Source organism: Nocardia sp. NPDC051756, from assembly GCF_040681495.1.
Classification (GTDB): domain Bacteria; phylum Actinomycetota; class Actinomycetes; order Mycobacteriales; family Mycobacteriaceae; genus Nocardia.
In genome coordinates this window covers 1,022,279-1,043,462 of the sequence record NZ_JBFAYV010000003.1, presented here as the reverse complement: position 1 = coordinate 1,043,462, position 21,184 = coordinate 1,022,279, and the positions used below count along the sequence as shown (strand labels likewise).

The following is a 21,184-nucleotide window of genomic DNA, read 5'->3' as shown; positions in this document are numbered from 1 at the left end:
GCGAGCGGGCGACCGGATTTCGGGCCGGATCCGCGGCGACCAGGGTGTTGCTGGTTACGCTCGGGCTTGTGACTCAGGGACAGCGAGGCGGGCGGGCGGTGCAGGCTGCTGAGCGGCGGGTGGCGATTCTGGCGGCGGCCCGAGAGGTGATCGCGGAGCGGGGGTATCGGGGGGTTTCGCTGGGGGCGGTGGCGGAGCGGGTGGGGATTACCCAGCCGGGGTTGCTGCACTATTTTCCGAGCAAGGAGCACCTGTTGGTGGCGGTGCTGGAGGATCGGGACCGGTGGGATACGGCGGCGTTCCTGGCTGGGGGGTCGGATAGTTGGCGGCTGTCGCATCTGGAGCAGTTGGTCGAATACAACGCGACGCGGCCGGGGGTGGTGCAGACGTTCGCGGCGTTGGCCGGGGAAAGCGTGACCGGCGGGCATCCGGCGCGGGAATATTTCGTCGAGCGGTACGCGCAGGCCAGGGGGCGGCTCGCGGAGTTGTTGCGGGCGGAGTTCGGGGAGCGGTTGGCGGGCGGGCGGACGCCGGAGCAGGTGGCGCCGCTGTTGATCGCGGTGCTGGACGGGTTGCAGACGCAGTGGTTGCTCGATCCGGAGGCGGTCGATATGGGGGCCTCGTTCCGGGACTTCGTCGCGTTGCTCGGGCCGGCCGACGGTACTGCGGACTAGCTGCGGCCGGTCGATTTTTGTAACGCGAAGGTAACGACGCCTACTATTGATTAGGTGAGTTTCAGCGGTATCGCGGACGCCCGCTGTCTGCGCTCATGGGTGATGACGCCCGGCCGAACTTGTCCGTATGACCTTGGTAGACAAAGGAGTTCATCATGAGTCCAGCCGACGAGGCCCGCGAAGCAGCGGTGACGGCGGCCATCGGGAAGCTCGACCTGCCGGCCAAGGCCCGGCTGTTGCTGGGGCAGGACATGTGGTCGTTGCCTGCGCTGCCGGAGATCGGGTTGCGGTCGCTGGTGCTGTCCGACGGGCCGATCGGAGTGCGCGGGGCGCGCTGGACCGCGGACGATCCGTCCATCGCGTTGCCCTCGCCGACCGCGCTGGCGGCGACCTGGGATCCGGAACTGGCCAGGCGGGCCGGGCGGCTGCTCGCGCAGGAGGCCCGGCGCAAGGGTGTGCACGTGTTGCTCGCACCGACGGTCAACCTGCATCGATCACCCTTGGGCGGAAGGCATTTCGAGAGTTACTCCGAAGACCCGTATCTGACCGGGCGGATCGGGACCGGTTACGTGAGCGGGGTGCAGGACGGCGGAATCGGCACCACCGTCAAGCATTTCGTCGCCAATGACGCCGAGACCGAACGCTTCACGGTGAACAATGTCGTCTCCGAGCGGGCGCTGCGTGAGCTGTACCTGGCACCGTTCGAGGCGATGGTCCGCGCGGCCGGCCCATGGGGTGTGATGGCCGCCTACAACCAGGTCAACGGCACGACGATGACCGAACACGGCGAGCTGCTGAACGGAATACTGCGCGGGGAATGGGGTTTCGACGGGATCGTCGTCTCGGACTGGATGGCCGCCAGGTCGACGGTCGCGGCGATCACCGCGGGGCTGGATGTCGCGATGCCCGGACCGCGCGGGGTTTACGGGGAAGCGCTCGTCGCGGCGGTGCGACATGGCGAAGTAGACGAGTCCGTCGTCGATGCGGCGGTACGCAATGTGCTGCGGCTCGCGGCGCGGGTCGGGCTGCTGGAAGGCGCCGATCCCGCGGTAACCACTGCACCCGCGCAGATCGACGGCGTCGCGTTGGCGCGGGAAATCGCCTCGCGCGCTTTTGTTCTGGTGCGCAACGAGCAATCGGCCCTCCCTCTCGACGCGAGCCGGACGAAGGTCGCGCTGATCGGTCTCGCCGCCCGCGATGCCCGCATTCTCGGCGGCGGCTCGGCCACCGTCTTCCCGGAATCCGTGGTCTCGCCGCTGGACGGGCTGACCGCCGCGCTGCCGGACGGCGCGCTGACCTATGCGATCGGCGCCGCCCCGAGCGACGTCCTCGGCGCGGCGGATCGCGGATTCGATCTGCACGCCCGGGTTTTCGACGCCGACGGCACCCTGCTCGGTGAAAGCTCGCTGCCCAACGGCATGGTCAACTGGCTCGGCGAACTGCCGGACGGCATCGACTACGACGCCCTGCACTCCGTCGAGGTGTACGGCACCTTCACCCCCGCGGAAACGGGCGCGCATGTGTTCGGCACCAAGGGAGTCGGCGATTTCCGCCTCGTCGTCGGCGACACCGTGCTGTACGAGGGCGGTGAAACCCGTACTGGCGCAGACCCGTTCGAGGCGTTCTTCGGCACGCCGATCGAGCGCGGCACGGTCGCCCTGACCGCAGGCACGACGGTCGAGGTCACCATGACCCACACGCCGCTGAAGCTGGCGGAGATGCCGATCCAGGCGATCCTGTTCACCCTGGCGCACGGCGATCCACGGCGCGATCCGGACGAGCTGATCGCCGAGGCGGTCGAGGCGGCCCGCGCCGCCGACGTCGCGGTGGTCGTCGTCGCCACCACCGAGCAGGTCGAGTCCGAGGGCTTCGATCGCACCAGCCTGAAACTGCCCGGCCGCCAAGACGAATTGGTCAGCCGGGTCGCCGCGGCCAACCCGAACACCGTGGTGGTCGTGAATGCCGGCTCGCCGGTCGAAATGCCCTGGCGCAATGAGGTTCCCGCCATCCTGCTGAGCTGGTTCCCCGGCCAGCAAGGCGGCGCGGCGCTCGCCGGGGTACTGCTCGGCGACACGGAGCCGGGCGGGCGGCTGCCCACCACCTGGCCTGCCACCCTGGCCGACTGCCCGGTCTCGGAGGTCACCCCGACCGACGGTGAACTGGTCTACCGCGAAGACCTGTTCATCGGCTATCGCGCGTGGGAGCGAGCGGACACGGCTCCGGCCTACCCGTTCGGGCACGGATCCGGGTACACCACATGGGATTACGAATCGATCGCCAACGAAGGCGCCGCGGTGACCGTCCGCCTGCGCAACACCGGCACCCGCCGCGGCGGCGAGGTGGTGCAGATCTACCTTGCGCCCGTGGCCGATTCGGCGCTCCGCCCCGCCCGCTGGCTGGCCGGCTTCGCCCGCGTCGAAGCCGATCCGGGCGAACTGGTCGAGGCCGAGATCCGCATCCCGGACCGGGCATTCGAGATCTGGGACGACGGCGCGTGGCGGAAAGTGCCCGGCACATACGAGATCCAGGCCGGCCATTCGATCGCCGATCAACGGCTGACGGCAGGCTACGAACTGGAGTGAACGACTACGGCCGTGGATCCGATGGGATCTACGGCCGCGTCGTACCGATCAGCGAAGGTCCTCAGCGATTGCTGAGCAGAACCTCGGCGATCTGAATGGTGTTGAGGGCGGCGCCCTTTCGCAGGTTGTCCCCGGAGATGAACAGCGCGAGACCGCGGCCGTCCGGGACACCCGGATCCTGACGGATGCGGCCGACGAGCGAATCGTCGGCACCGGCCGCCTGGAGCGGGGTGGGCACATCGACGAGCTTCACGCCGGGCGCCTTGGCCAGGATCTCCTTGGCCTGTTCGACCGAAAGCGGCTGGTCGAATTCGGCATTCACCGACAGCGAGTGGCCGGTGAACACCGGCACGCGCACGCAGGTGCCGCTGACCAGCAGGTCGGGCAGGCCGAGAATCTTGCGGCTCTCGTTGCGCAGCTTCTGGTCCTCGTCGGTCTCGCCGGAGCCGTCGTCGACCAGCGAACCGGCCAGCGGCAGCACGTTGAACGCGATCGGCGCGACGTACTTGTTCGGCGCGGGGAAGTCGACGGCGCTGCCGTCGTGGGTGAGCTTCTCGACGTCGTCGATCACCGCGCGCGCCTGCGTCGCAAGCTCTTCCACGCCGGCCAGGCCGCTACCGGACACCGCCTGGTAGCTGGACACGATGAGCCGGCGCAGGCCCGCGATGTCGTGCAGCGGCTTGAGCACCGGCATCGCGGCCATGGTGGTGCAGTTCGGGTTCGCGATGATGCCCTTGACCAGGTTGCGGGTCGCCTCGGGGTTGACCTCGCTCACCACCAGCGGGACGTCGGGGTCCTTGCGGAAGGCCGACGAGTTGTCGATCACGGTGACGCCCGCCGCGGCGAAGCGCGGCGCCTGGATCCGGGACATGGTGGCACCGGCGGAGAACAGCGCGATGTCCAGGCCGGACGGATCGGCGAGTTCGGTGTCCTCCACGACGATCTCACCGCCGCGCCACGGCAGCGTCTTACCCGCCGAGCGCGACGACGCGAAGAAGCGCACCTCGTCGACCGGGAAGTTGCGCTCCTCCAGCAGCTTCCGCATGACGGCGCCGACCTGACCGGTCGCGCCCACCACTCCTACTCGAATACCCATGGCAGTGTCCCTTTCGACCTGATCGGGAGCGCTACGTGGTTACGCTGCGCTACCGCCTCCGCGCTTGACCCGATCAGGTCAGCGTCCTGTTCCGGCGTGCACCACGGCGACCTCGTCGCCGCCGAGATTGAAGGCCCGGTGCAGCACCTGGACGGCCTCGTCCAGCTCGCTGTCGCGGACCAGCACCGAGATCCGGATCTCGGAGGTGGAGATCAGATCGATGTTCACGCCCGCGTCGGCCAGCGCCTCACAGAACGTGGCGGTGACGCCGGGGTGGCTCTTCATGCCCGCGCCGACCAGCGACACCTTGCCGATGTGGTCGTCGTAGAGCACCTGCGAGAAGCCGATCTCGTCCTGCTGCTTGGTCAGCATCTCGACGGCGCGCGCGCCGTCGGTCTTGGGCAGGGTGAAGGTGATGTCGGTCTTGCCGGTATCGATCTTGGAGACGTTCTGCAGCACCATGTCGATATTGATCTCGGCGTCGGCGACCGCGCGGAACACCTTGGCGGCGTAGCCGGGGACGTCGGGCAGTCCGACCACGGTGACCTTGGCCTCGCTGCGATCGTGCGCGACGCCCGTGAGGATTGCTTGCTCCAAGGGGATGTCCTCCATCGATCCGTAAACGTAGGTGCCCGGCTTGTCGGTATAGGACGAGCGAACATGCACAGGCACGTTGTACCGGCGCGCGTATTCGACGCAGCGCAGCATCAGCACCTTCGCGCCGCAGGCCGCGAGCTCCAGCATCTCCTCGTAGGAGACCTGGTCGAGCCGCTGCGCGTCCGGCACGATCCGCGGGTCGGCGGTGAACACGCCGTCCACGTCGGTGTAGATCTCGCAGACGTCGGCCTCCAGCGCCGCGGCCAGCGCGACCGCGGTGGTGTCGGAGCCGCCACGACCGAGCGTGGTGACGTCCTTGTTGTCCTGGCTCACGCCCTGGAAGCCGGCGACCAGCACGATCTGCCCGTCGTCCAGCGCCTGACGCAGGCGGCCGGGGGTGACGTCGATGATCTTCGCGTTGCCGTGCGCGCCGGTGGTGATCACACCGGCCTGCGAGCCGGTGAACGAGCGGGCCTCCGCGCCGAGCGAGTGAATGGCCATCGCCACCAGCGCGTTGGAGATGCGCTCACCCGAGGTGAGCAGCATGTCCATTTCCCGAGCCGGCGGCGCGGGCGCCACCTGCTGGGCGAGGTCGAGCAGTTCGTCGGTGGTATCGCCCATGGCCGAGCAGACGACCACCACGTCGTGGCCTGCCTTCTTGGTCTCGACGATCCGTTCAGCGACGCGCCGGATGCGCTCGGCGGTAGCCACCGAGGATCCTCCGTACTTCTGAACAACGAGAGCCACGACAGGGTCCTCCAAGATCGACTAACAGCTGCTAACAGCCACCCAGAGTACCGGCCGTGGTCCAGCGAATTCCGGCTGGCTCCTCCGCCGAGCGCCGCGGCGGAGCTGTTGCGCTGGTCGGACTTGGTCACGAACGTCCTGGGCAACCGGCGATATTTGGTGCTGTGCGCACCGCACCGCGGCCGTGCACCCGGCTGCACGAGACACCGGTTCGGGTAACCAAGGCGTTGCGGGCGGCCGATGCCGGGTGCATGACGCACGATGGAGTGATGAAGAGCACGGTATTAGCGGTGACCACGGGGCGGACCGAGGTCGTGCAGGACATCACCGGTCAGTGCGCGTCATTCGTGCGCGAAGCGTCCGGTGGCGGGGACGGGTTGCTCAATGTGTTCGTGCCGCACGCGACGGCCGGGGTCGCGGTGCTGGAGCTCGGTGCGCGCAGTGACGACGATCTGCTCGCGGCGCTGCGCGATCTGCTGCCCGCGGACGATCGCTGGCGGCATGCGCACGGGTCGCGCGGGCACGGACGCTCGCATGTGATGCCCGCGCTGATCGCGCCGTACGCGACGATTCCGGTGATCGGCGGGGCAATGGCACTGGGGACCTGGCAGTCGGTCGCGCTGGTGGATCTCAATATCGACAACCCGGATCGGGAGGTGCGGTTGTCGTTTCTCGGCTGAGCTAGCCGTCCGCGGGCACGTGCAGGCGGGCGAGTTCGGTGCGGTTGGCGACGCCGAGCTTGGCGTAGACGTGGGCCAGGTGGGTTTTCACGGTTCCGCGACTGATGAACAGGCGGGCGGCGATCTCCGGATTGGACAGGCCGTCGACGGCTAGATCGACGACGGAGCGTTCCATCGGGGTGAGACTCGCCCAGCCGGAGTCCGGGCGGTTGCGTCTGCCGCGTGCTTTGGTCGCGTAGTCGATGGCCTGGGCGAGGCCCATGGATCGGCCGCGTTCGAGGTAGTCGGCCAGATCCTGTTCCGCGACCCGGGAATCCAGCACGGCTCGGGCTGTTTCCGCAGATCGTCCGGGTGCCGACCCGGTGTCGGCGCGGGCGCGTTCGGCGGCGCCGAGCAGGACCGCCGCCGATTCGAGGGTGCCGCGCCGGGCCAGCACCACCGCGAGCGCCTCCAGGCCGGCTACGCAACCGAGGACGAGTTCGCGCTCCGTCCGGATACGCAATGCTTCGTGGTGCAGGCGCAGCGCCTGCTCGATATCGCTGTCGTGCAACAAGAATGCTTGCTGGTCGAGCACGTCGGCGGACACGGCAGGCAATGCCCGGATCATCGGCTCGGCCGCGAGCGTGTCGAGAAGTGCTGCCGCCGAATCGGTTTCGCCGAGTTCCCGGAGCGCGGTGGCGAGCACGACCTGGGTCCACGGTGTGAGCGGCCCGTCGGCGGTGTCGCCGGGCGTTCGACCTTCCCTGCGGCACCACGCGATTGCCTCCGCCGGATGTCCGGCCCCCAGCGCGAGCATTCCGTGCACGCGCTCCCAGCCGGGGACGAACGGTGAGGCTTCGCCGTCGAGCAGCCGATCGATCGGCTCGAGCGCGGCGGTCGCGTCGTCGAAACGTCCCTGGTACACGCGTATTTCGGCGAGGGCAGCCCGGGCCGAGCCCAGGTGGTGGAAGTCGTGCAGCGGTTGCGCGGTGGCGACGGCCTGCTCGGCGAGTTCGGCGGCGCGCGGCAGATCGCCGGACCGGGCGGTCGCGGTGGCGAGCCAGGTCAGGGCGAAGGAGGCGAAGCCGCGGTCGTTGCGCTGACGCATGCCGACCAGGGCCTGGTCGAGTTGTTCGATGGCGCTGCGGTATTCGTCGCGGAACAGGTGGATCAGGCCGAGCAGCGCCTGCATCGAGTCGGCGACGAAACCGTCGTCGGCGTGCAGCGATTCTCGGCGCAATTCGTCGGCGTCGGCGTAGGCCCGGTCCAGGTCGATGCCGAGTTGTTCGACCGCGCACAACGAGCGAGCCAGCCTGCCGACCGCGTCCGCACCGATTTCGGCGGCCAATGCCGCTGCGGCACGGGCGGATTCGTAGCCGACGAAGCCATACACAGCCGTGTCGCACACCAGGGCCAGCCCGGCCAGCACGCGCGCCTGTAGCTCGTCGCGCTGCCCGTTGCCCCGGTCGACGGCCGATCGCAGCACCTGCACGCCCTCGACGCCGCGTGGTTCGAGATACCAGAACCACGCCATCGCGGCGGCGAGTCTGCGTCCGTCGGACGGATCGTCGCGGCTCAGTCCCCAGTCGATAGCCGCACGAATATTGGCCAACTCCACCGTGATTCGCGCCCGCCAGGCGTCCTGGTCGGTGTTGCGCAACGGATCGGCCTGCTCGACCAAGGCGAGATAGGCCGCGAGGTGGTGATCGCGCAGCGGTTCGGTCTCCGCGGCCTCGGCTAGTTGCAGCAGCGCGTAATCCCGGACCACGCCCAGCATTCGATAGCGCGCCACCGCACCGGTGGTATCCGCGGTCACCAACGACTTGTCGATCAACCCGCGCAACGTCCGCAGGGCGCGCCCAGGCGTCGCATCCAGTTCGGCCACCACGTCGGCGGAGAACCCCGGCTCGAACACCCCGAGCCTGCGGAACAGGGCCCGTTCGTCGTCATCGAGCAGCTCATGACTCCAGCGCATCGACTCCGCGAGCGTCTGCTGCCGGAACGGCGCGGTCCGCGCACCGCCGTCGAGCACGGCATAGGGCTCGTGCAGCGAGTCCGCCAGCTGAGTCAGCGACAACGTGCCCGCCCAGCCCGCGGCGAGTTCGAGCGCGAGCGGCAGCCGATCCAGGCGGTCGCAGACCCGGCGGGCCGCGGTGCGCGCCTGCGGCGTCGGCTCCCCCGCGTGCGCTCGCTCGAGGAACAGCGTCAACGCGTCCGCCAGCCCGAGCGCGGGGACCCGGCGCACCTGCTCACCGCCGACCCCGAGTGGCGCGCGACTGGTCGCGAGCACACCCAGTCGCGGACAACGCCCGAGCAAGCCGGTGACCAGCGCCGCGACGCCGTCGCCGAGTTGCTCGCAATTGTCGAGTACCAGCAGGGTTTCGCGATCGGCGAGCCCGCGAGCCACGGTCGCGACGGGATCCGCACCGCCGGGGATCAGCACATCGAGGGCCGCGGCGACGCGCTGCACAACCGCCGCGTCGTCGTGTTCGTCCTCCAGTGCGACCCACCGGACCCCATCCGGCCAATCCGCGAGCACCGTGCGCGCGACCCGCAGCGCGAGTCGCGTCTTGCCGCAACCGCCCGGCCCGGCCAGCGTGACGACCCGGCCCGGTCCGACGGCGGCACCGATCGCCGCCAGTTCCTCGGTGCGGCCGATGAACGAGGACAGCTCGGTGGGTAGGGCGTCGGTGGAATCTGACATCGCGTCAGCAGTCTGACACGCCGGGCCTACCCGGGCGAGCCATATCCGGTCCGGCAGGTCGGCCACCTCGGCCACCGGATATCGGCCAGGTGGCAGATGTTCCGCGGCCGCCACGCCGGAAGTATTCATCTCAACGGCGCACACAGCGTCACCGACAAGAAGGAAACATCATGACGAACACGGGAAACCGCCGGGTCGTGGCCAACATCTCGCTCTCGCTGGACGGCCGCACCAACGGTCCGGGCGGCGACTACGACATGAGCTGGATCGTGCCGCACGCGGTGAGCGACACGACCCGCGACCGGATGGTCCAGATGACCGAGGCGGCCACCACCGCGCTGCTCGGCCGCAAGAACTACCAGGGTTTCGGCGGCTACTGGCCGACCGTCGCAGTCGACGAGAACGCCGATCCGCGCGACCGCGCCTTCGGGCAGTGGCTCGACGACGTCGAAAAGGTGGTCTTCTCGACCACGCTCACCGAGGCGCCGTGGCAGCACTCGCGGATCGCGGACGCCGACCCGGTGGCCACCGTGAAGCACCTGCGCGAGCAGGACGGCGGCGACATCGTCGTGCTGGCCAGCAGCAGCGTGATCAAGGCGCTGCTCGCGGCCGACGAGGTCGACCGGATCCTGATCACCCAGTGCCCCGAGATCGCCGGCGGCGGCGCCCGCCTCTTCGAGGACGGCCTCGCGGCGTCGAGCTGGTCGCTGACCGACCTGTCCAGCACCGAGTCCGGCGCGCTGTATCTGATCTACGACCGGGTTCGCGGCGAATGATCTCCCCCGACGGCGACGGCCGCAGCGAAACCGCTCGGCCGTCGCCCTGGTCGGGTCAGGCGCGGGTCAGCCAGGTGACCTGGTTGCCGTTGCCGAATTCCTTGCGTTCGGCCGGGGTGAACAGCGTCGGCCGGAACTCGCCGGCGAAGGCCGGGATGCCGGTGCCGGCGACGACCGGGTAGCTCTTGATCACCAGTTCATCGATCTCACCGAGCAGGGCGGCGGCCAGCTTTCCGCCGCCGGCCAGCCAGATGTCCAGGCCCGCTTCCTGTTTGAGCTGCTGAACCAGCGCGACCGGGTCCTTTTCGACCAGCTCCACCGCCGGGTCATCGATCCGGCCGAGCGTGCTGGACACCACGTACTGCCGCAGGTGGCCGTACGGGCTGGTCAATCCGACGGCCAGCCCGGGCGCGTAGGTTCCCCGGCCCATCACCAGCGTGTCGAACTTCCGATTCGGCGCATCCGCCGCGACCCCGAAATGCGGACGGACGTGGGTGGGCAGCGTCTCCGGGTATTCCTGGCCGAGCCATCCGATGAAGTCCGCGGGCAGCGGATAGAAGGAGATATCGCCGTCCGGGGCGGCGATATAGCCGTCGAGCGACATGCCGACGAAGTAGACGAGTTTTCGCATAGCAGAACCTCTTTCGAAAAGTGGCGATCAGGCGCGGGTGAACCAGGTGACCTGCGCGCCGTTGCCGAATTCCTGCCGCCGGACCGGCGTGAACGGGGTCGGCCGGAACTCGCCGGCGAAGACGGAGATGCCGCCACCCGCGATGACCGGGTAGCTCTTGATGATCAGTTCATCGATCTCACCGAGCAGCTGGGCGGCGAGGTTGCCGCCGCCGCACAGCCAGATATCTTGGCCCTCTTCCTTTTTGAGCCGCCGCACCGACTCGATCGGGTCGCTGTCGACCAGTTCGACGGCCGGTTCATCGATCCGGCCGAGCGTGCGCGACACCACGTACTGCCGCAGGTGCGCGTACGGGCTGGGGAAGCCGGCGAACAAGCCCGGCTCGTAGGTGCCGCGACCCATGATCACCGTGTCGAAGTGCTTGTTCGGCGCATCCAGCGCCATCCCCAACTGCGGCCGGAATTCGGTCGGGACGAACTCCGGGTACTCCGCGTTGATCGACGGGCCCATCTCCGGATCGACCGGATAGAAGTCGTATTCGCCGCCCGGACCTGCGATGTATCCGTCGAGCGAGACGCCGACGTAGTAGACGAGCTTTCGCATCCAGTACCGCCCAACCTGTTGTACTCTGTTTGTAGTGATCTGAAGGTAGTACTACAGATGGAGTGGTGTCAAGTGCGAACTAATCCCGAACGCCGGCAAGCGCTGCTCGACGCGGCGATCGAGGTCCTGGCCGCCGACGGAGCGCGCGGGCTGACCTTTCGCGCGGTGGACAAGGAGGCCGCGGTGCCGGCCGGCACCGCGTCGAACTACTTCGCCAACCGCGACGACCTGATGACTCAGGTGGGCAGCCGGTTCTACGAACGGCTCGCGCCGAGCGCGGCCACCATGAGCCAGCTGACCGAAGGCCCGAAGAACCGCGCGCACATCACCGAGTTGATGAAGGGCATCGTCGAGCGCATCGAGGCGTTCCGCACCGGCTACCTCGCGCTGCTCGAGCTACGGCTGGAGGCGACCCGGCGACCGGAACTGCGCGCCGTGCTGACCGAGCGGGTGCGCGCGGACATGGAGTTCAACGTGCGCAATCACCTCGACGCCGGACTGCCCGGCGACGAAAAGTCCGTGCAGTTGCTCTATTTGGCATTGAACTGGTTGATCGTGGACCGCCTCACGCTGCCCGGCGTGTTCACCGAAGAACAGAGTCAGGAGTTGATCGAGGCCGCGGTCGATCGCCTCGTCGGCCCCTGAAAACCGCGCGGTCTTCATCGCCGAATCCTTGTGACCCACGTCACCGATATTCGATAATGAGTCGATGATGGCGAAAGTCGGAGATCGACTGCTCGTACACGGACACGTTGTAGGGCAGGGTGATCGGCAAGGCGAGATCATCGAAGTTCGCGGACCCGAAGGCGCGCCGCCCTACCTCGTGCGTTATGCGGACGGGCGGGAGTCGCTGGTGTTTCCGGGCCCGGACGCGATAGTCGAACCCGCCAGCTGACGCCGGACTCGGCACAAATCTTCCGCGTGGAACTTGTTCACATACTTCCGATGTCCACTTTTGGACACATAAGGCCATGTCGGCAGCGCCCATAGACTATCGACCGCGGCGACGAGGTTGACGGAACAGATAACCGATAGAGAGAATCGGGCGCAGTTGTCCATCGGGGGTCGGAAGGTTTTGCATGCGCACGAGAACCGATATTCGATTCGTCGTCGACGCCGATTCCGCGCAAGTGATGGATGCGCTGGCCGCTGTCGAAATGCTCCCCGAATGGTCGCCGGGATATACCGATGCCCGAGTCGCATCACGTGACGAAGCGGGAAGGCCGGTCCGGGTTTTCGTCAAGACCGAACTGCTGGGCAGCTCGGATATGCAAGTCCTGGAATACGATTGGACCGACGGACGGTCATCGTGGCAGGTCACCGACAGTACCCGGGGCGCGAAGGGCGGCGGCTGGTTCGAGGTCACCGAGGGCACGGAAGGCACCGATGTGTGGTTCCACGCGGAGGTCTACCTACCCATCCCGGTGCCCGGGCTACTACTCAAGCGCACCGTGCGCAAGCAGAACGAGGTCGCGGTGCAGAATTTCATCGAGTTCGCCGAGTCGTTTCCGGAAGCGGAAACAATCAAGCCGTATAGCTATAACGAATAACCGTCGATAGTCACACGCTCATAGCGAAATCGCGCGACGCGCAGCCCAGCAAGCGGGCGGCGACCCGACCGGGGTGCGACGATGTGCACCATGATCGGTTCCAAACGGGTTCGGCTCACACCGGTGGCCGAAGGCGCGTCGGTGACGCAACTCGAGCTGTTCTTCGACCTGGTGCTCGTCTTCGCGTTCACCATGGTCACCGACCTGGCGGCGGAAGAGACCAGCGCGAAGAACATGCTGCGCGCGTTGCTCGTGCTCGCCCTGATGTGGTGGTTGTGGATCGCCTACTCCTGGCTCGGCAATGTGATTCGCGCCGACGAGGGGTTCGCCAGGGTCGCGATGTTCGTCGCGATGGGCGGCGCGTTCCTGGCCGCGCTCACCATTCCCGAGGCGTTCCACGATCTGCCCGGCGGCTGGTACGGCCCGCTGGTCTTCGCGATCGCCTACCTCGTGGTGCGGCTGGTGCACGTGGTGATGTTCTGGCTGGCCAGCACCGAGGACCCGCAGTTGCGCAACCAGGTGCTGCGCTGGTCGATCGGCTCGATCACCATCGGCACCACGCTGCTGGTGATCGCCGCGATGACCTCCGGCGCGGTGCAGATCGGGTTGTGGATCGCCGCGATCGCCGGCGACTACCTGTGGACCCTGCTGGCGGGCACCGACTGGCGGTTGAATTCGGCGACCCATTTCGCCGAACGGTACGGTCTGATCATCATTGTGGCGCTCGGCGAATCGATCGTTTCGATCGGCATCGGGGTGGCGGGGCTGCCTATATCGTGGCCGATCGCGGTGGGCGCACTGCTCGGACTCGCGGTTTCCGGACTGCTCTGGTGGACCTATTTCGATGTCGCCGCGCTGTCGATCGAACACGAGTTGAAGCACGCCGACGGCGCCAGGCAGATCAAGATCGCGCGCGGTTCCTACACCTTTTGGCATTTCCCGATGATCGCCGGAATCATCGGGCTCTCACTGGGATTGAAGAAAGTCCTCTACTATGTCGGCGACGCTTCACATCACACGCTGAAAGACGCGTTGTACGGAATTCCGTTGTTCGCGTTGTACGGCGGAGTCGTGCTGTATCTGATCGCGCTGGTCGGCGCGAAACACTATGCGACAGGGCAGATCAGCGTGCCGCGGGTGATCACGGTCGTCGTGCTGCTCGCGCTGATCCCGCTGGCGGCCGCGCTGCCCGCGCTGGCCGCGCTCACCCTGCTGTGCGCCGTACTCGGCGCATTGATCGTCTGGGAGACAATCAAATTGGCGCAGCCGCGGGACGCGATCAGACACGGGGTACCCGACTGAGGTGGTGCCGCACGCTGTGTTCGGCCGGCGTCGGCCCGTACGCGGACGGCGGCACCCGGACATCGTTGCGCACCGCTTGCCGGATCTGATCGATGTTCTCCCGCAACACATCCGAGACCAGCTCGTCGGTGCGCGGATCCTCCAGCACCTGGAACAGGATGCGGAACGTGGTGTCGGCGATCAGCCGGATGATGTCGTCGTGGAACGGGATGTAGCGCACCCGGCCGGCCTGCGGATCCTTCTTGATCAGCTCCAGGATCATCTCGTCCATCTCGGCGCGGTTCTCCTGCAGCGCCGCGGCGATATTGCGGGTGTAGTGCCCGGTGCGCATCACCGAGGCGACCTCGTCCATCACCGCGATGGTCATCGGCCGCTTGATCGTGTCCACGATGGTCATGACGAACCGGTTGACCAGCGCGGCGGTGATCCGGTCGCCGAACACGCGATCGGCGACGCGACCGAGCCGGACCACGATCACCACGATCCGCAGCAACCGGAAGCCGCGGAAGAACGGGCTGGTCACCGGGATCATGCCGAGGACCTCGTACCAATAGACGAACGGGAACGTCCACGGCCAGCCCGCACGCCGCCAGCGCCACAGGAACTCGACGGCGAACACGCCGCACACCGTCCAGTCGACGATCACGATCGCGCGATGGGTGGACGCGGACACGTCGAAGAAGGTGATCCACACGACCAGCGCCACCGACACGATGGCCAGCGCCAGCATGAAGAAGTCGGTCCACAGCGCGGGCGGCTTGCGCGGATAGTCGCCCTCCGGGAGTTCCTCGCGGACCGGAGTGGTGCTCGCAGCTGTCACCTGGGGTGTCCCTTCAACGCCGAACGGTCAGGCCGAGGGTAGTCGGCCTGACCCCGCCGCAGCTGGACCTCTTACTTGCCGGTGCGGATGATCGCCTCGATATTGCGCTCGGCGAGCGCGGCGATGGTCAGCGACGGATTCACCGTGCCGGTGCTGCCCGGAATGGCGGCCCCGTCCATCACATAGAGGCCCGGATGTCCGTGCACCCGGCCGTAGCCGTCGGTGGCCTTGCCGAGCACCGCGCCACCGAGCGGATGCGCGGTGAACAGCGCGTTCGCGTCGTAGCCGAGGGCGCCGTATTCGAGGACGGCGTCGGCTCGTTCGGCGATCCGGTGATCGACCGCGCGGGCCGCGGCGACCATGTCGTCGCGGTTGCGCGACGGCCAGGACAGCCCGACCCGGTTGGCCGCCGCGTCGTAGCCGAATCGCGCGCGGGCCGGATCCAGGACCATGCCGAGCGAGGCGAGCGCGCCCGTCTCGAACGGAATGCCCGGGATGTACCAGCTTTCCAGGCTGAGCGGCAGGCCCGAATCGTCGAAGATCCGGCTCGCGCTCGGCACGCCCTGCCCGAAACCGGCCAGCGCGCTCGCGCCACGGCCGAGCACCACGTCGCCGTTGGTCCCCCAGCCGTCGCCGACGTGCTCGTTGAGGTTGGGCAGTGCCCCGGTCGCCTGCGCGCGCACCAGCAGCTCCGAGGTGCCCACCGAGCCCGCGCCGAGGAACAGCTGATCGCAGGTGAGTGTGCGGGTGCCGAGCACCTCGCCGGTCGGCGCCAGCTTCGACACCCGCACCGAGTACCGGCCGCCCGGCTCCTGGGCGATGGACTCCACCTGATGCCCCGGGAAGATCGCGGACCGGCCGGTGCCCTCCGCGTACCTCAGGTAGTTCTGGTTGAGGTCGAACTTGGCGCCGTTGGAGTTGCCCAGGTTGCTGCGCGCGGCGGTGGCCGAGGCCCGGGAGCCGCCGGCCAGCTCGGCGCGCAGGATGTCCCAGTTGAAGATCGAGTCGTTGGGGGTCGGCTGGTAGCCGGCCTTGCGCACCTGGTCGTCCCAGGCCCTGGAGTGCGCGAACGGCTTGGCCGCGTAGATGTCGCCGGGCATCTGGTTCAGCCGCAGCATCTCCCGCACCCGCGGGTAGTAGACGCGGTCCAGCTCGCCGTATTCGACCGTGCCGCCGAAGAGGTGGTCGAAGAAGCGGCGTTCGGGCGCGACCATGGCGCCGGTGAAGATCACCGATCCGCCGCCGACCGCGGCCGCGCGCCAGACATCGATGCCCGGGTAGGTGGTGCAGTCCAGGACGCCGCCGAAGCTGGCGAAGGTCATCGGCACCTTGCTCACGCCGGTGAAGTTCGTCCGATGCCAGAAGCCGCGGCCGTCCGGCAGGTCGTCGCCGGTGAAGATCTCCCGCCACGGATCGTTGGGCCAGCGCGACCCGCGTTCCAGCACCGTGTTGGCGATCCCGGCCTCGGCCAGGCGCAGCGCGGTGACCGCGGCGCCGAAGCCGGAGCCGATCACGATCGCCGGCGAATGCTCTGGTGGATCGGGTAGTGGCGCAAAAATTTCCGGTACCCACGACTGGAACAGCAGGTTCCAGACCGGGTCCGCGGACGCCGGTCCGGTGCCCGGCAGCGTTCCCGCGACAGCACCGAGTAGCGCGGCCGTACCCGCCGCTTTGAAGAAGGCGCGTCTACGCACCCAGCCACCTCCCTCATCACGCATGGCCGAGCGCAGATTACCGGTATTCCGGCTGGCTGAACAGTCGTTGCCGGACCGTCATCCGTTGTCTCCCTTCCATTGTCCCGCCGGATGGGACGGCGCCGGCGCTCGGCGGCGGCAACGGCAGTGTGACGAACAGGCCACGCGACGCCCTCGGCAGATGGCCGGGAGGGGTCGGCGACTCACTCCGCGAACGGCGCCCGATCGGCCTTGCAGGTCGCGCCGGGCGCGGGAAGTTGCTGGTCGATGAGGTAGCGCTCCTGCAATCGCCGGGTGCAGTCGACGGTGGTGTCGTGCCCGTAGCCGCCGTCGACGACCACGAGGCGCGCGTTGACCAGGGCCTGCTGCGCCTTGCGCGCCGCGGTCAGCGGCGTGACCGGATCGAAGCGGTTGTTGAACAGCAGCGCGGGCACGTCCGAACGCAGGATCCACGGACCGGCGTAGCGCTGCGGGTAGCCGCCCTGCGGCGACGGCCACGAGGCGCACGACTGGCGCAGGTAGAGCCAGGAGCCGCCGAAGACCGAACCCTCGGCGCCCAATTCCTTTGCCATCGTGGGCCATTGCTCCGGCTCGCGCGGAAAAGTGTTGTCCGCGCAGGAGATTGCGATGAACGAGTCGAGGAAGCCGGGGGGCACCGCGTTCGCGTCGAGGACCGCGCGCACGACCTCGGGGTTGCCCGCGGCGCCGCGCTCGAGTTCGGCGAGCAGCTGGGCCAGTGCGGGCCAGCCGTCCTTGGGGTCGTAGAGCATCAGCATGCGCGACGAGGCGACGTCGTCGAAGGCGACCGTCCGGGCGCGGTCGCCCTCGCCGACCACGATGGGTCCTTGCCGCAGCCGGTCCAGCAGCGCAAGGTCGCGGGCGCGCAAATCATCACCGCCGCTTACCTTTTGGTCGCTGCGGATCTGCCCGATCGGGTCGGCGGCCGGCTTGTTCGCGCCCGCGAAGGCACAGCGCGGCTGACCCGCCTGGGCGCACAGCCGGTAGAACTCGGAGAGCACCTCGTCGGTGCCGGTCGCCGCGGCGGCGACCTCGGTGCGGGTGTCGGAGGTGTAGGCGTCCGGATCGATCATCGAGCTGAGGCTCAGCGCACGCACCCGATCGCCGAAGACCGCGCCGTACACCTCGCCGAGATAGCTTGCGTACGAACCACCTTCGTAGGTCAGCCGCTTGTCACCGACCGCACGGCGCAGCAGATCCAGGTCGCGGGCGGCGTCGACGGTGGTCAGATGCGGCAGCAGGGCCGCGCTGTTCGCCGCGCAGCCCGCCGACAGATCCCGGCTGAACCGCGCCTGCGCGGCCTCCTGCTCGGCATTCACCGGCGGAATCCAGGTGCCGGCCCAGAACCGTTGCTCCGCTTCGGGATCGGCGAAGCACCGGACCGGTGAGCTGCGCCCGACGCCGCGCTGATCGAAGGTGACCACGTCGAAGCGGCGGGCGATCTCGCCGGGGAACATCTCCGCGCTGCCCGCCCACCTGATGCCGGAGGCGCCCGGCCCACCAGCCGCGGTGAACAGCGTGCCGATGCGGCGCGACTGATCCGTCGCGGGCTGACGGACCAGCGCGAGCCCGAGCGTCGCGCCGTCCGGATGCGCGTAGTCGAGCGGCACCGTCGCCGTCGCGCATTGCAGCTTGCTCAGGGTTTTCTCCTGGCACGGCGCCCAATCCAGCCGCGGCGTCGGCGCCGCGTCGGACTGGGCGACCAGGTCGGCCACAGCCTGCTCGTGCTTCTTCGGCGTACCGCAACCACTCACTACCAACGTCGCCGCCAGCGCACCGACGACGACGATCCTCCACCCACGCATAACGAACATCTTGTGCCGCAACGGCACGGCCGTCGTCCACCACAGGGATGAGTTGCACCCTGAGATCGCCGCCACCTCCTAGGTCATCAACAGCCGAACCACCGCGATGAGGCCGACCACGACGATGACCGCGCGCAACGCGGTCGGCGGCAGCCGCCTGCCCATCTTCGCACCGAGCTGGCCGCCGATGATGGAGCCGAGCGCGATCAGCAGCACCGCCCGCCAGTCCACGTCGGCGATCACGATGAAGATCACCGCGGCCACCCCGTTCACGATGGTCGCGAGCACGTTCTTGATGCCGTTGAGCACCTGCATGTCGTCGTGCACGAACACGCCGAGCAGCCCCATCAGCAGCACGCCCTGCGCGGCGCCGAAGTAACCGCCGTAGATGCCGGTCGCGAAGATCGCCACGAGCAGGATCGGGCCGCCGTGCTTCGGCGCCGGGCTGTCGCCGTTCTCCCGCCGGCCCTTGACCCAGCGCGAGAGCCGCGGCTGCACGACGACCAGCACCAGCGCCGCGATGATCAGCACCGGCACGATCGCCTTGAACGCGGTCGCGGGCAGCACGAGCAGCAGGATCGCGCCGGTGATGCCGCCGAGTAATGACGCGGTGCCGAAGCGCAGCAGACGTTCGCGTTGCCCGGCCAATTCCCGGCGATAACCGTGCACCCCGCTGAGCGAGCCCGGTACCAGGCCGATCGTGTTGGACACGTTCGCCGTCACCGGCGGCAGCCCGAAGGCGAGCAGTACCGGGAAGGTGATCAGGGTGCCCGAACCGACGACGGCGTTGATGCCGCCCGCTCCGATGCCCGCGCCGAAGACCGCGAGCTGTTCCAGCCAAGTCATATGTTGAATCCGTTCGACGTCCCGTCGGACCGTGCGGCCCGTACAAGCGTTTGCTCCGCTCGAACGCTAGCGGCAATGTCGGATGAACGGACGACGGGACCGGGGTTCCGAGGTGTATTGCCACACGGTAAACTCGCCGACATCATGCAGCGGGCACTTCTTCTCAGCCGCCGCGACGGGGTCTGATCGGACCGGCTCCCGTCGCGGGGTTTCGCCGCGCCGGTCGACCCACCCTTTGGGAAACACCACACCCTCGGAGTAATCGCCATGTCCCCTGCTGACGCCTTCGTATCCGGCTCGCGCACCATCACGCCGCCGTCCAAGCCCGCCCCCGCCGATCAGGCCGGGTGGAACGCGCAGAAGAACTCCTCGATGCCGACCTTCCGGTACCGGCCCTTCGCCGAGGAGGTCGAGCCGGTCACCGTGCCCGATCGCACCTGGCCGGACAAGATCATCGACGTGGCGCCCGGCTGGTGCGCGGTCGACCTGCGCGACGGCAACCAGGCGCTGATCGACCCGATGAGCCCGGCCCGCAAGCGCCGCATGTTCGACCTGCTGGTGCGGATGGGTTACAAGGAGATCGAGGTCGGCTTCCCGTCGGCCAGCCAGACCGATTTCGACTTCGTCCGCGAGATCATCGAGGACGGCGCGATCCCCGACGACGTGACCATCCAGGTGCTGACCCAGTGTCGCGCCGAGCTGATCGAGCGCACCTTCGAGGCCTGCGCCGGCGCGCAGAACGTGATCGTGCACTTCTACAACTCCACCTCGATCCTGCAGCGCAAGGTGGTCTTCCGCGCCGATCGCGCGGCGGTCAAGAAGATCGCCACCGACGCCGCGACGCTGTGCCTGCAAATCGAGCAGCGCTACCCCGACACCAACTGGCGCTATGAATACAGCCCGGAGTCCTACACCGGCACCGAGCTGGAGTACGCCAGGGAGGTCTGCGACGCGGTCTCCGCGATCATCGCGCCGACCCCGGCCAAGCCGCTGATCATCAACCTGCCCGCCACCGTCGAGATGGCGACGCCGAACGTCTACGCCGACTCGATCGAGTGGATGAGCCGCAACCTGGCCCGCCGCGACTCGATCGTGCTGTCGCTGCACCCGCACAACGACCGCGGCACCGCGGTGGCCGCCGCCGAGCTGGGCTACCAGGCCGGCGCGGACCGGATCGAGGGCTGCCTGTTCGGCAACGGCGAGCGCACCGGCAACGTCTGCCTGGTCACGCTGGGCATGAACCTGTTCTCCCGCGGCGTCGACCCGCAGATCAACTTCTCCGACATCGACGAGATCCGCCGCACGGTCGAATACTGCAACCAGCTGGCGGTCGCCGAGCGCCACCCGTACGGCGGCGACCTGGTCTACACCGCGTTCTCCGGCAGCCACCAGGACGCGATCAACAAGGGCCTGGACGCGATGAAGGTCGCGGCCGACGACGCGGACTCCGATGTCGACGACATGATCTGGGCGGTGCCCTACCTGCCGATCGACCCGAAGGACGTCGGGCGCACCTACGAGGCGGTCATCCGGGTCAACTCGCAGTCCGGCAAGGGCGGCGTCGCGTACATCATGAAGACCGATCACGGCCTGGCGTTGCCGCGCCGGCTGCAGATCGAGTTCTCCCAGGCGGTCCAGCGGATCACCGACGGCGAGGGCGGCGAGGTCACGCCGAAGGAGATGTGGGACGTCTTCGCCGACGAGTACCTGGGCCCGATCCGGCCGCTGGAGCGGATCCGGCAGAAGGTCACCGCGTCCGAGACCGACGGCGGCACCGACACCATCTCCGTCGTGGTGAAGGTGGACGGGGTCGAGCAGGAGATCACCGGCACCGGCAACGGCCCGCTCGCCGCGTTCATCGACGCGATCGCCACGGTCGGCTTCGACGTGCGCGTGCTGGACTACTCCGAGCACGCCATGTCCGCCGGTGACGACGCGCAGGCCGCCGCCTACGTCGAGTGCGCGATCGGTGACAAGGTCGTGTGGGGCGTCGGCATCGCCACCTCCATCACCACCGCATCATTGCGCGCGGTGGTCTCCGCGGTGAACCGAGCACACTGAGCGCAACCTCGGCGGTGCG

18 protein-coding genes are annotated in these 21,184 nt (G+C 68.2%); 9 read left to right on the top strand and 9 right to left on the bottom strand.

The window, feature by feature from the left end; translation table 11 throughout:
* Positions 1–68 precede the first annotated feature (68 nt).
* Together AB0M22_RS16350 and AB0M22_RS16345 are read left to right on the top strand one after the other, a co-directional pair.
* Positions 69–674 (top strand): TetR/AcrR family transcriptional regulator, encoded by a 606-nt coding sequence (locus AB0M22_RS16350; protein WP_364726547.1) that lies wholly within the window; start codon positions 69–71, stop codon positions 672–674.
* A gap of 155 nt (positions 675–829) precedes the next feature.
* The gene (locus AB0M22_RS16345; RefSeq protein WP_364726543.1) at positions 830–3,256 is read left to right on the top strand and encodes a glycoside hydrolase family 3 C-terminal domain-containing protein; all 2,427 of its coding nucleotides are present in this window, start codon (positions 830–832) and stop codon (positions 3,254–3,256) included.
* 61 nt (positions 3,257–3,317) lie between these two features.
* Here AB0M22_RS16345 and AB0M22_RS16340 read toward each other — a convergent pair whose 3' ends face one another.
* Positions 3,318–4,352 (bottom strand): aspartate-semialdehyde dehydrogenase, encoded by a 1,035-nt coding sequence (locus AB0M22_RS16340; protein WP_364726540.1) that lies wholly within the window; start codon positions 4,350–4,352, stop codon positions 3,318–3,320.
* 78 nt (positions 4,353–4,430) lie between these two features.
* On the bottom strand, positions 4,431–5,696 hold the full coding sequence (locus AB0M22_RS16335; RefSeq protein ID WP_364726537.1) for an aspartate kinase: 1,266 nt from the start codon (positions 5,694–5,696) through the stop codon (positions 4,431–4,433).
* Between the two features lie 269 nt (positions 5,697–5,965).
* On the opposite strand from AB0M22_RS16335, the gene AB0M22_RS16330 reads away from it, so the two are divergent.
* Complete coding sequence (locus AB0M22_RS16330; RefSeq protein ID WP_364726985.1) at positions 5,966–6,376, top strand: secondary thiamine-phosphate synthase enzyme YjbQ; 411 nt, start codon at positions 5,966–5,968, stop codon at positions 6,374–6,376.
* Position 6,377: 1 nt separating this feature from the next.
* On the opposite strand, the gene AB0M22_RS16325 is transcribed toward AB0M22_RS16330, so the two are convergent.
* Complete coding sequence (locus AB0M22_RS16325) at positions 6,378–9,059, bottom strand: LuxR C-terminal-related transcriptional regulator (protein ID WP_364726534.1); 2,682 nt, start codon at positions 9,057–9,059, stop codon at positions 6,378–6,380.
* A 170-nt stretch (positions 9,060–9,229) separates the two neighbouring features.
* Here AB0M22_RS16325 and AB0M22_RS16320 point away from each other — a divergent pair, with 170 nt between their 5' ends.
* Positions 9,230–9,835: a dihydrofolate reductase family protein gene (locus tag AB0M22_RS16320; protein WP_364726531.1), complete on the top strand. Its 606-nt coding sequence runs from the start codon at positions 9,230–9,232 to the stop codon at positions 9,833–9,835.
* 55 nt (positions 9,836–9,890) lie between these two features.
* Here AB0M22_RS16320 and AB0M22_RS16315 read toward each other — a convergent pair whose 3' ends face one another.
* Both AB0M22_RS16315 and AB0M22_RS16310 read right to left on the bottom strand, forming a co-directional pair.
* A complete protein-coding gene (locus AB0M22_RS16315) occupies positions 9,891–10,466 on the bottom strand; it encodes a dihydrofolate reductase family protein (protein WP_364726528.1) in 576 nt (191 codons plus the stop codon).
* A 27-nt stretch (positions 10,467–10,493) separates the two neighbouring features.
* A complete protein-coding gene (locus AB0M22_RS16310) occupies positions 10,494–11,069 on the bottom strand; it encodes a dihydrofolate reductase family protein (protein WP_364726525.1) in 576 nt (191 codons plus the stop codon).
* A gap of 57 nt (positions 11,070–11,126) precedes the next feature.
* Between AB0M22_RS16310 and AB0M22_RS16305 the strand changes: the two genes are divergently transcribed.
* From AB0M22_RS16305 to AB0M22_RS16290, 4 genes are all read left to right on the top strand, one after another.
* Positions 11,127–11,714, top strand: coding sequence for a TetR family transcriptional regulator (locus AB0M22_RS16305; RefSeq protein WP_364726522.1), 588 nt, complete (start codon positions 11,127–11,129; stop codon positions 11,712–11,714).
* 64 nt (positions 11,715–11,778) lie between these two features.
* Positions 11,779–11,964, top strand: coding sequence for a DUF1918 domain-containing protein (locus tag AB0M22_RS16300; RefSeq protein WP_364726519.1), 186 nt, complete (start codon positions 11,779–11,781; stop codon positions 11,962–11,964).
* Between the two features lie 184 nt (positions 11,965–12,148).
* The gene (locus AB0M22_RS16295; protein WP_364726517.1) at positions 12,149–12,619 is read left to right on the top strand and encodes an SRPBCC family protein; all 471 of its coding nucleotides are present in this window, start codon (positions 12,149–12,151) and stop codon (positions 12,617–12,619) included.
* A 90-nt stretch (positions 12,620–12,709) separates the two neighbouring features.
* Positions 12,710–13,921 (top strand): low temperature requirement protein A, encoded by a 1,212-nt coding sequence (locus AB0M22_RS16290; RefSeq protein ID WP_364726514.1) that lies wholly within the window; start codon positions 12,710–12,712, stop codon positions 13,919–13,921.
* On the opposite strand, the gene AB0M22_RS16285 is transcribed toward AB0M22_RS16290, so the two are convergent.
* The 4 genes from AB0M22_RS16285 to AB0M22_RS16270 form a co-directional block, all read right to left on the bottom strand.
* Complete coding sequence (locus AB0M22_RS16285) at positions 13,899–14,741, bottom strand: ion transporter (RefSeq protein WP_364726511.1); 843 nt, start codon at positions 14,739–14,741, stop codon at positions 13,899–13,901. The two genes, AB0M22_RS16290 and AB0M22_RS16285, sit on opposite strands and share 23 nt — an antisense overlap.
* Positions 14,742–14,812: 71 nt before the next feature.
* Complete coding sequence (locus AB0M22_RS16280) at positions 14,813–16,435, bottom strand: GMC oxidoreductase (protein WP_364726508.1); 1,623 nt, start codon at positions 16,433–16,435, stop codon at positions 14,813–14,815.
* Positions 16,436–16,638: 203 nt separating this feature from the next.
* Positions 16,639–18,258: an alpha/beta hydrolase gene (locus AB0M22_RS16275; RefSeq protein ID WP_364726505.1), complete on the bottom strand. Its 1,620-nt coding sequence runs from the start codon at positions 18,256–18,258 to the stop codon at positions 16,639–16,641.
* 78 nt (positions 18,259–18,336) lie between these two features.
* The gene (locus AB0M22_RS16270) at positions 18,337–19,104 is read right to left on the bottom strand and encodes a sulfite exporter TauE/SafE family protein (RefSeq protein ID WP_364726502.1); all 768 of its coding nucleotides are present in this window, start codon (positions 19,102–19,104) and stop codon (positions 18,337–18,339) included.
* A 267-nt stretch (positions 19,105–19,371) separates the two neighbouring features.
* On the opposite strand from AB0M22_RS16270, the gene leuA reads away from it, so the two are divergent.
* Positions 19,372–21,165, top strand: coding sequence for a 2-isopropylmalate synthase (gene leuA / locus AB0M22_RS16265; RefSeq protein ID WP_364726499.1), 1,794 nt, complete (start codon positions 19,372–19,374; stop codon positions 21,163–21,165).
* Positions 21,166–21,184 lie beyond the last annotated feature (19 nt).

What these genes read in the sequence shown, in the direction of transcription:
- AB0M22_RS16345 (WP_364726543.1), top strand. Translation starts at nt 830, where the DNA reads ATGAGTCCAGCCGACGAGGCCCGCGAAGCAGCGGTGACGGCGGCCATC.
- AB0M22_RS16340 (WP_364726540.1), bottom strand. Translation starts at nt 4,352, where the DNA reads ATGGGTATTCGAGTAGGAGTGGTGGGCGCGACCGGTCAGGTCGGCGCC.
- AB0M22_RS16330 (WP_364726985.1), top strand. Translation starts at nt 5,966, where the DNA reads ATGAAGAGCACGGTATTAGCGGTGACCACGGGGCGGACCGAGGTCGTG.
- AB0M22_RS16325 (WP_364726534.1), bottom strand. Translation starts at nt 9,059, where the DNA reads ATGTCAGATTCCACCGACGCCCTACCCACCGAGCTGTCCTCGTTCATC.
- AB0M22_RS16320 (WP_364726531.1), top strand. Translation starts at nt 9,230, where the DNA reads ATGACGAACACGGGAAACCGCCGGGTCGTGGCCAACATCTCGCTCTCG.
- AB0M22_RS16315 (WP_364726528.1), bottom strand. Translation starts at nt 10,466, where the DNA reads ATGCGAAAACTCGTCTACTTCGTCGGCATGTCGCTCGACGGCTATATC.
- AB0M22_RS16310 (WP_364726525.1), bottom strand. Translation starts at nt 11,069, where the DNA reads ATGCGAAAGCTCGTCTACTACGTCGGCGTCTCGCTCGACGGATACATC.
- AB0M22_RS16305 (WP_364726522.1), top strand. Translation starts at nt 11,127, where the DNA reads ATGGAGTGGTGTCAAGTGCGAACTAATCCCGAACGCCGGCAAGCGCTG.
- AB0M22_RS16300 (WP_364726519.1), top strand. Translation starts at nt 11,779, where the DNA reads ATGATGGCGAAAGTCGGAGATCGACTGCTCGTACACGGACACGTTGTA.
- AB0M22_RS16295 (WP_364726517.1), top strand. Translation starts at nt 12,149, where the DNA reads ATGCGCACGAGAACCGATATTCGATTCGTCGTCGACGCCGATTCCGCG.
- AB0M22_RS16290 (WP_364726514.1), top strand. Translation starts at nt 12,710, where the DNA reads ATGATCGGTTCCAAACGGGTTCGGCTCACACCGGTGGCCGAAGGCGCG.
- AB0M22_RS16275 (WP_364726505.1), bottom strand. Translation starts at nt 18,258, where the DNA reads ATGCGTGGGTGGAGGATCGTCGTCGTCGGTGCGCTGGCGGCGACGTTG.
- AB0M22_RS16270 (WP_364726502.1), bottom strand. Translation starts at nt 19,104, where the DNA reads ATGACTTGGCTGGAACAGCTCGCGGTCTTCGGCGCGGGCATCGGAGCG.
- leuA (WP_364726499.1), top strand. Translation starts at nt 19,372, where the DNA reads ATGTCCCCTGCTGACGCCTTCGTATCCGGCTCGCGCACCATCACGCCG.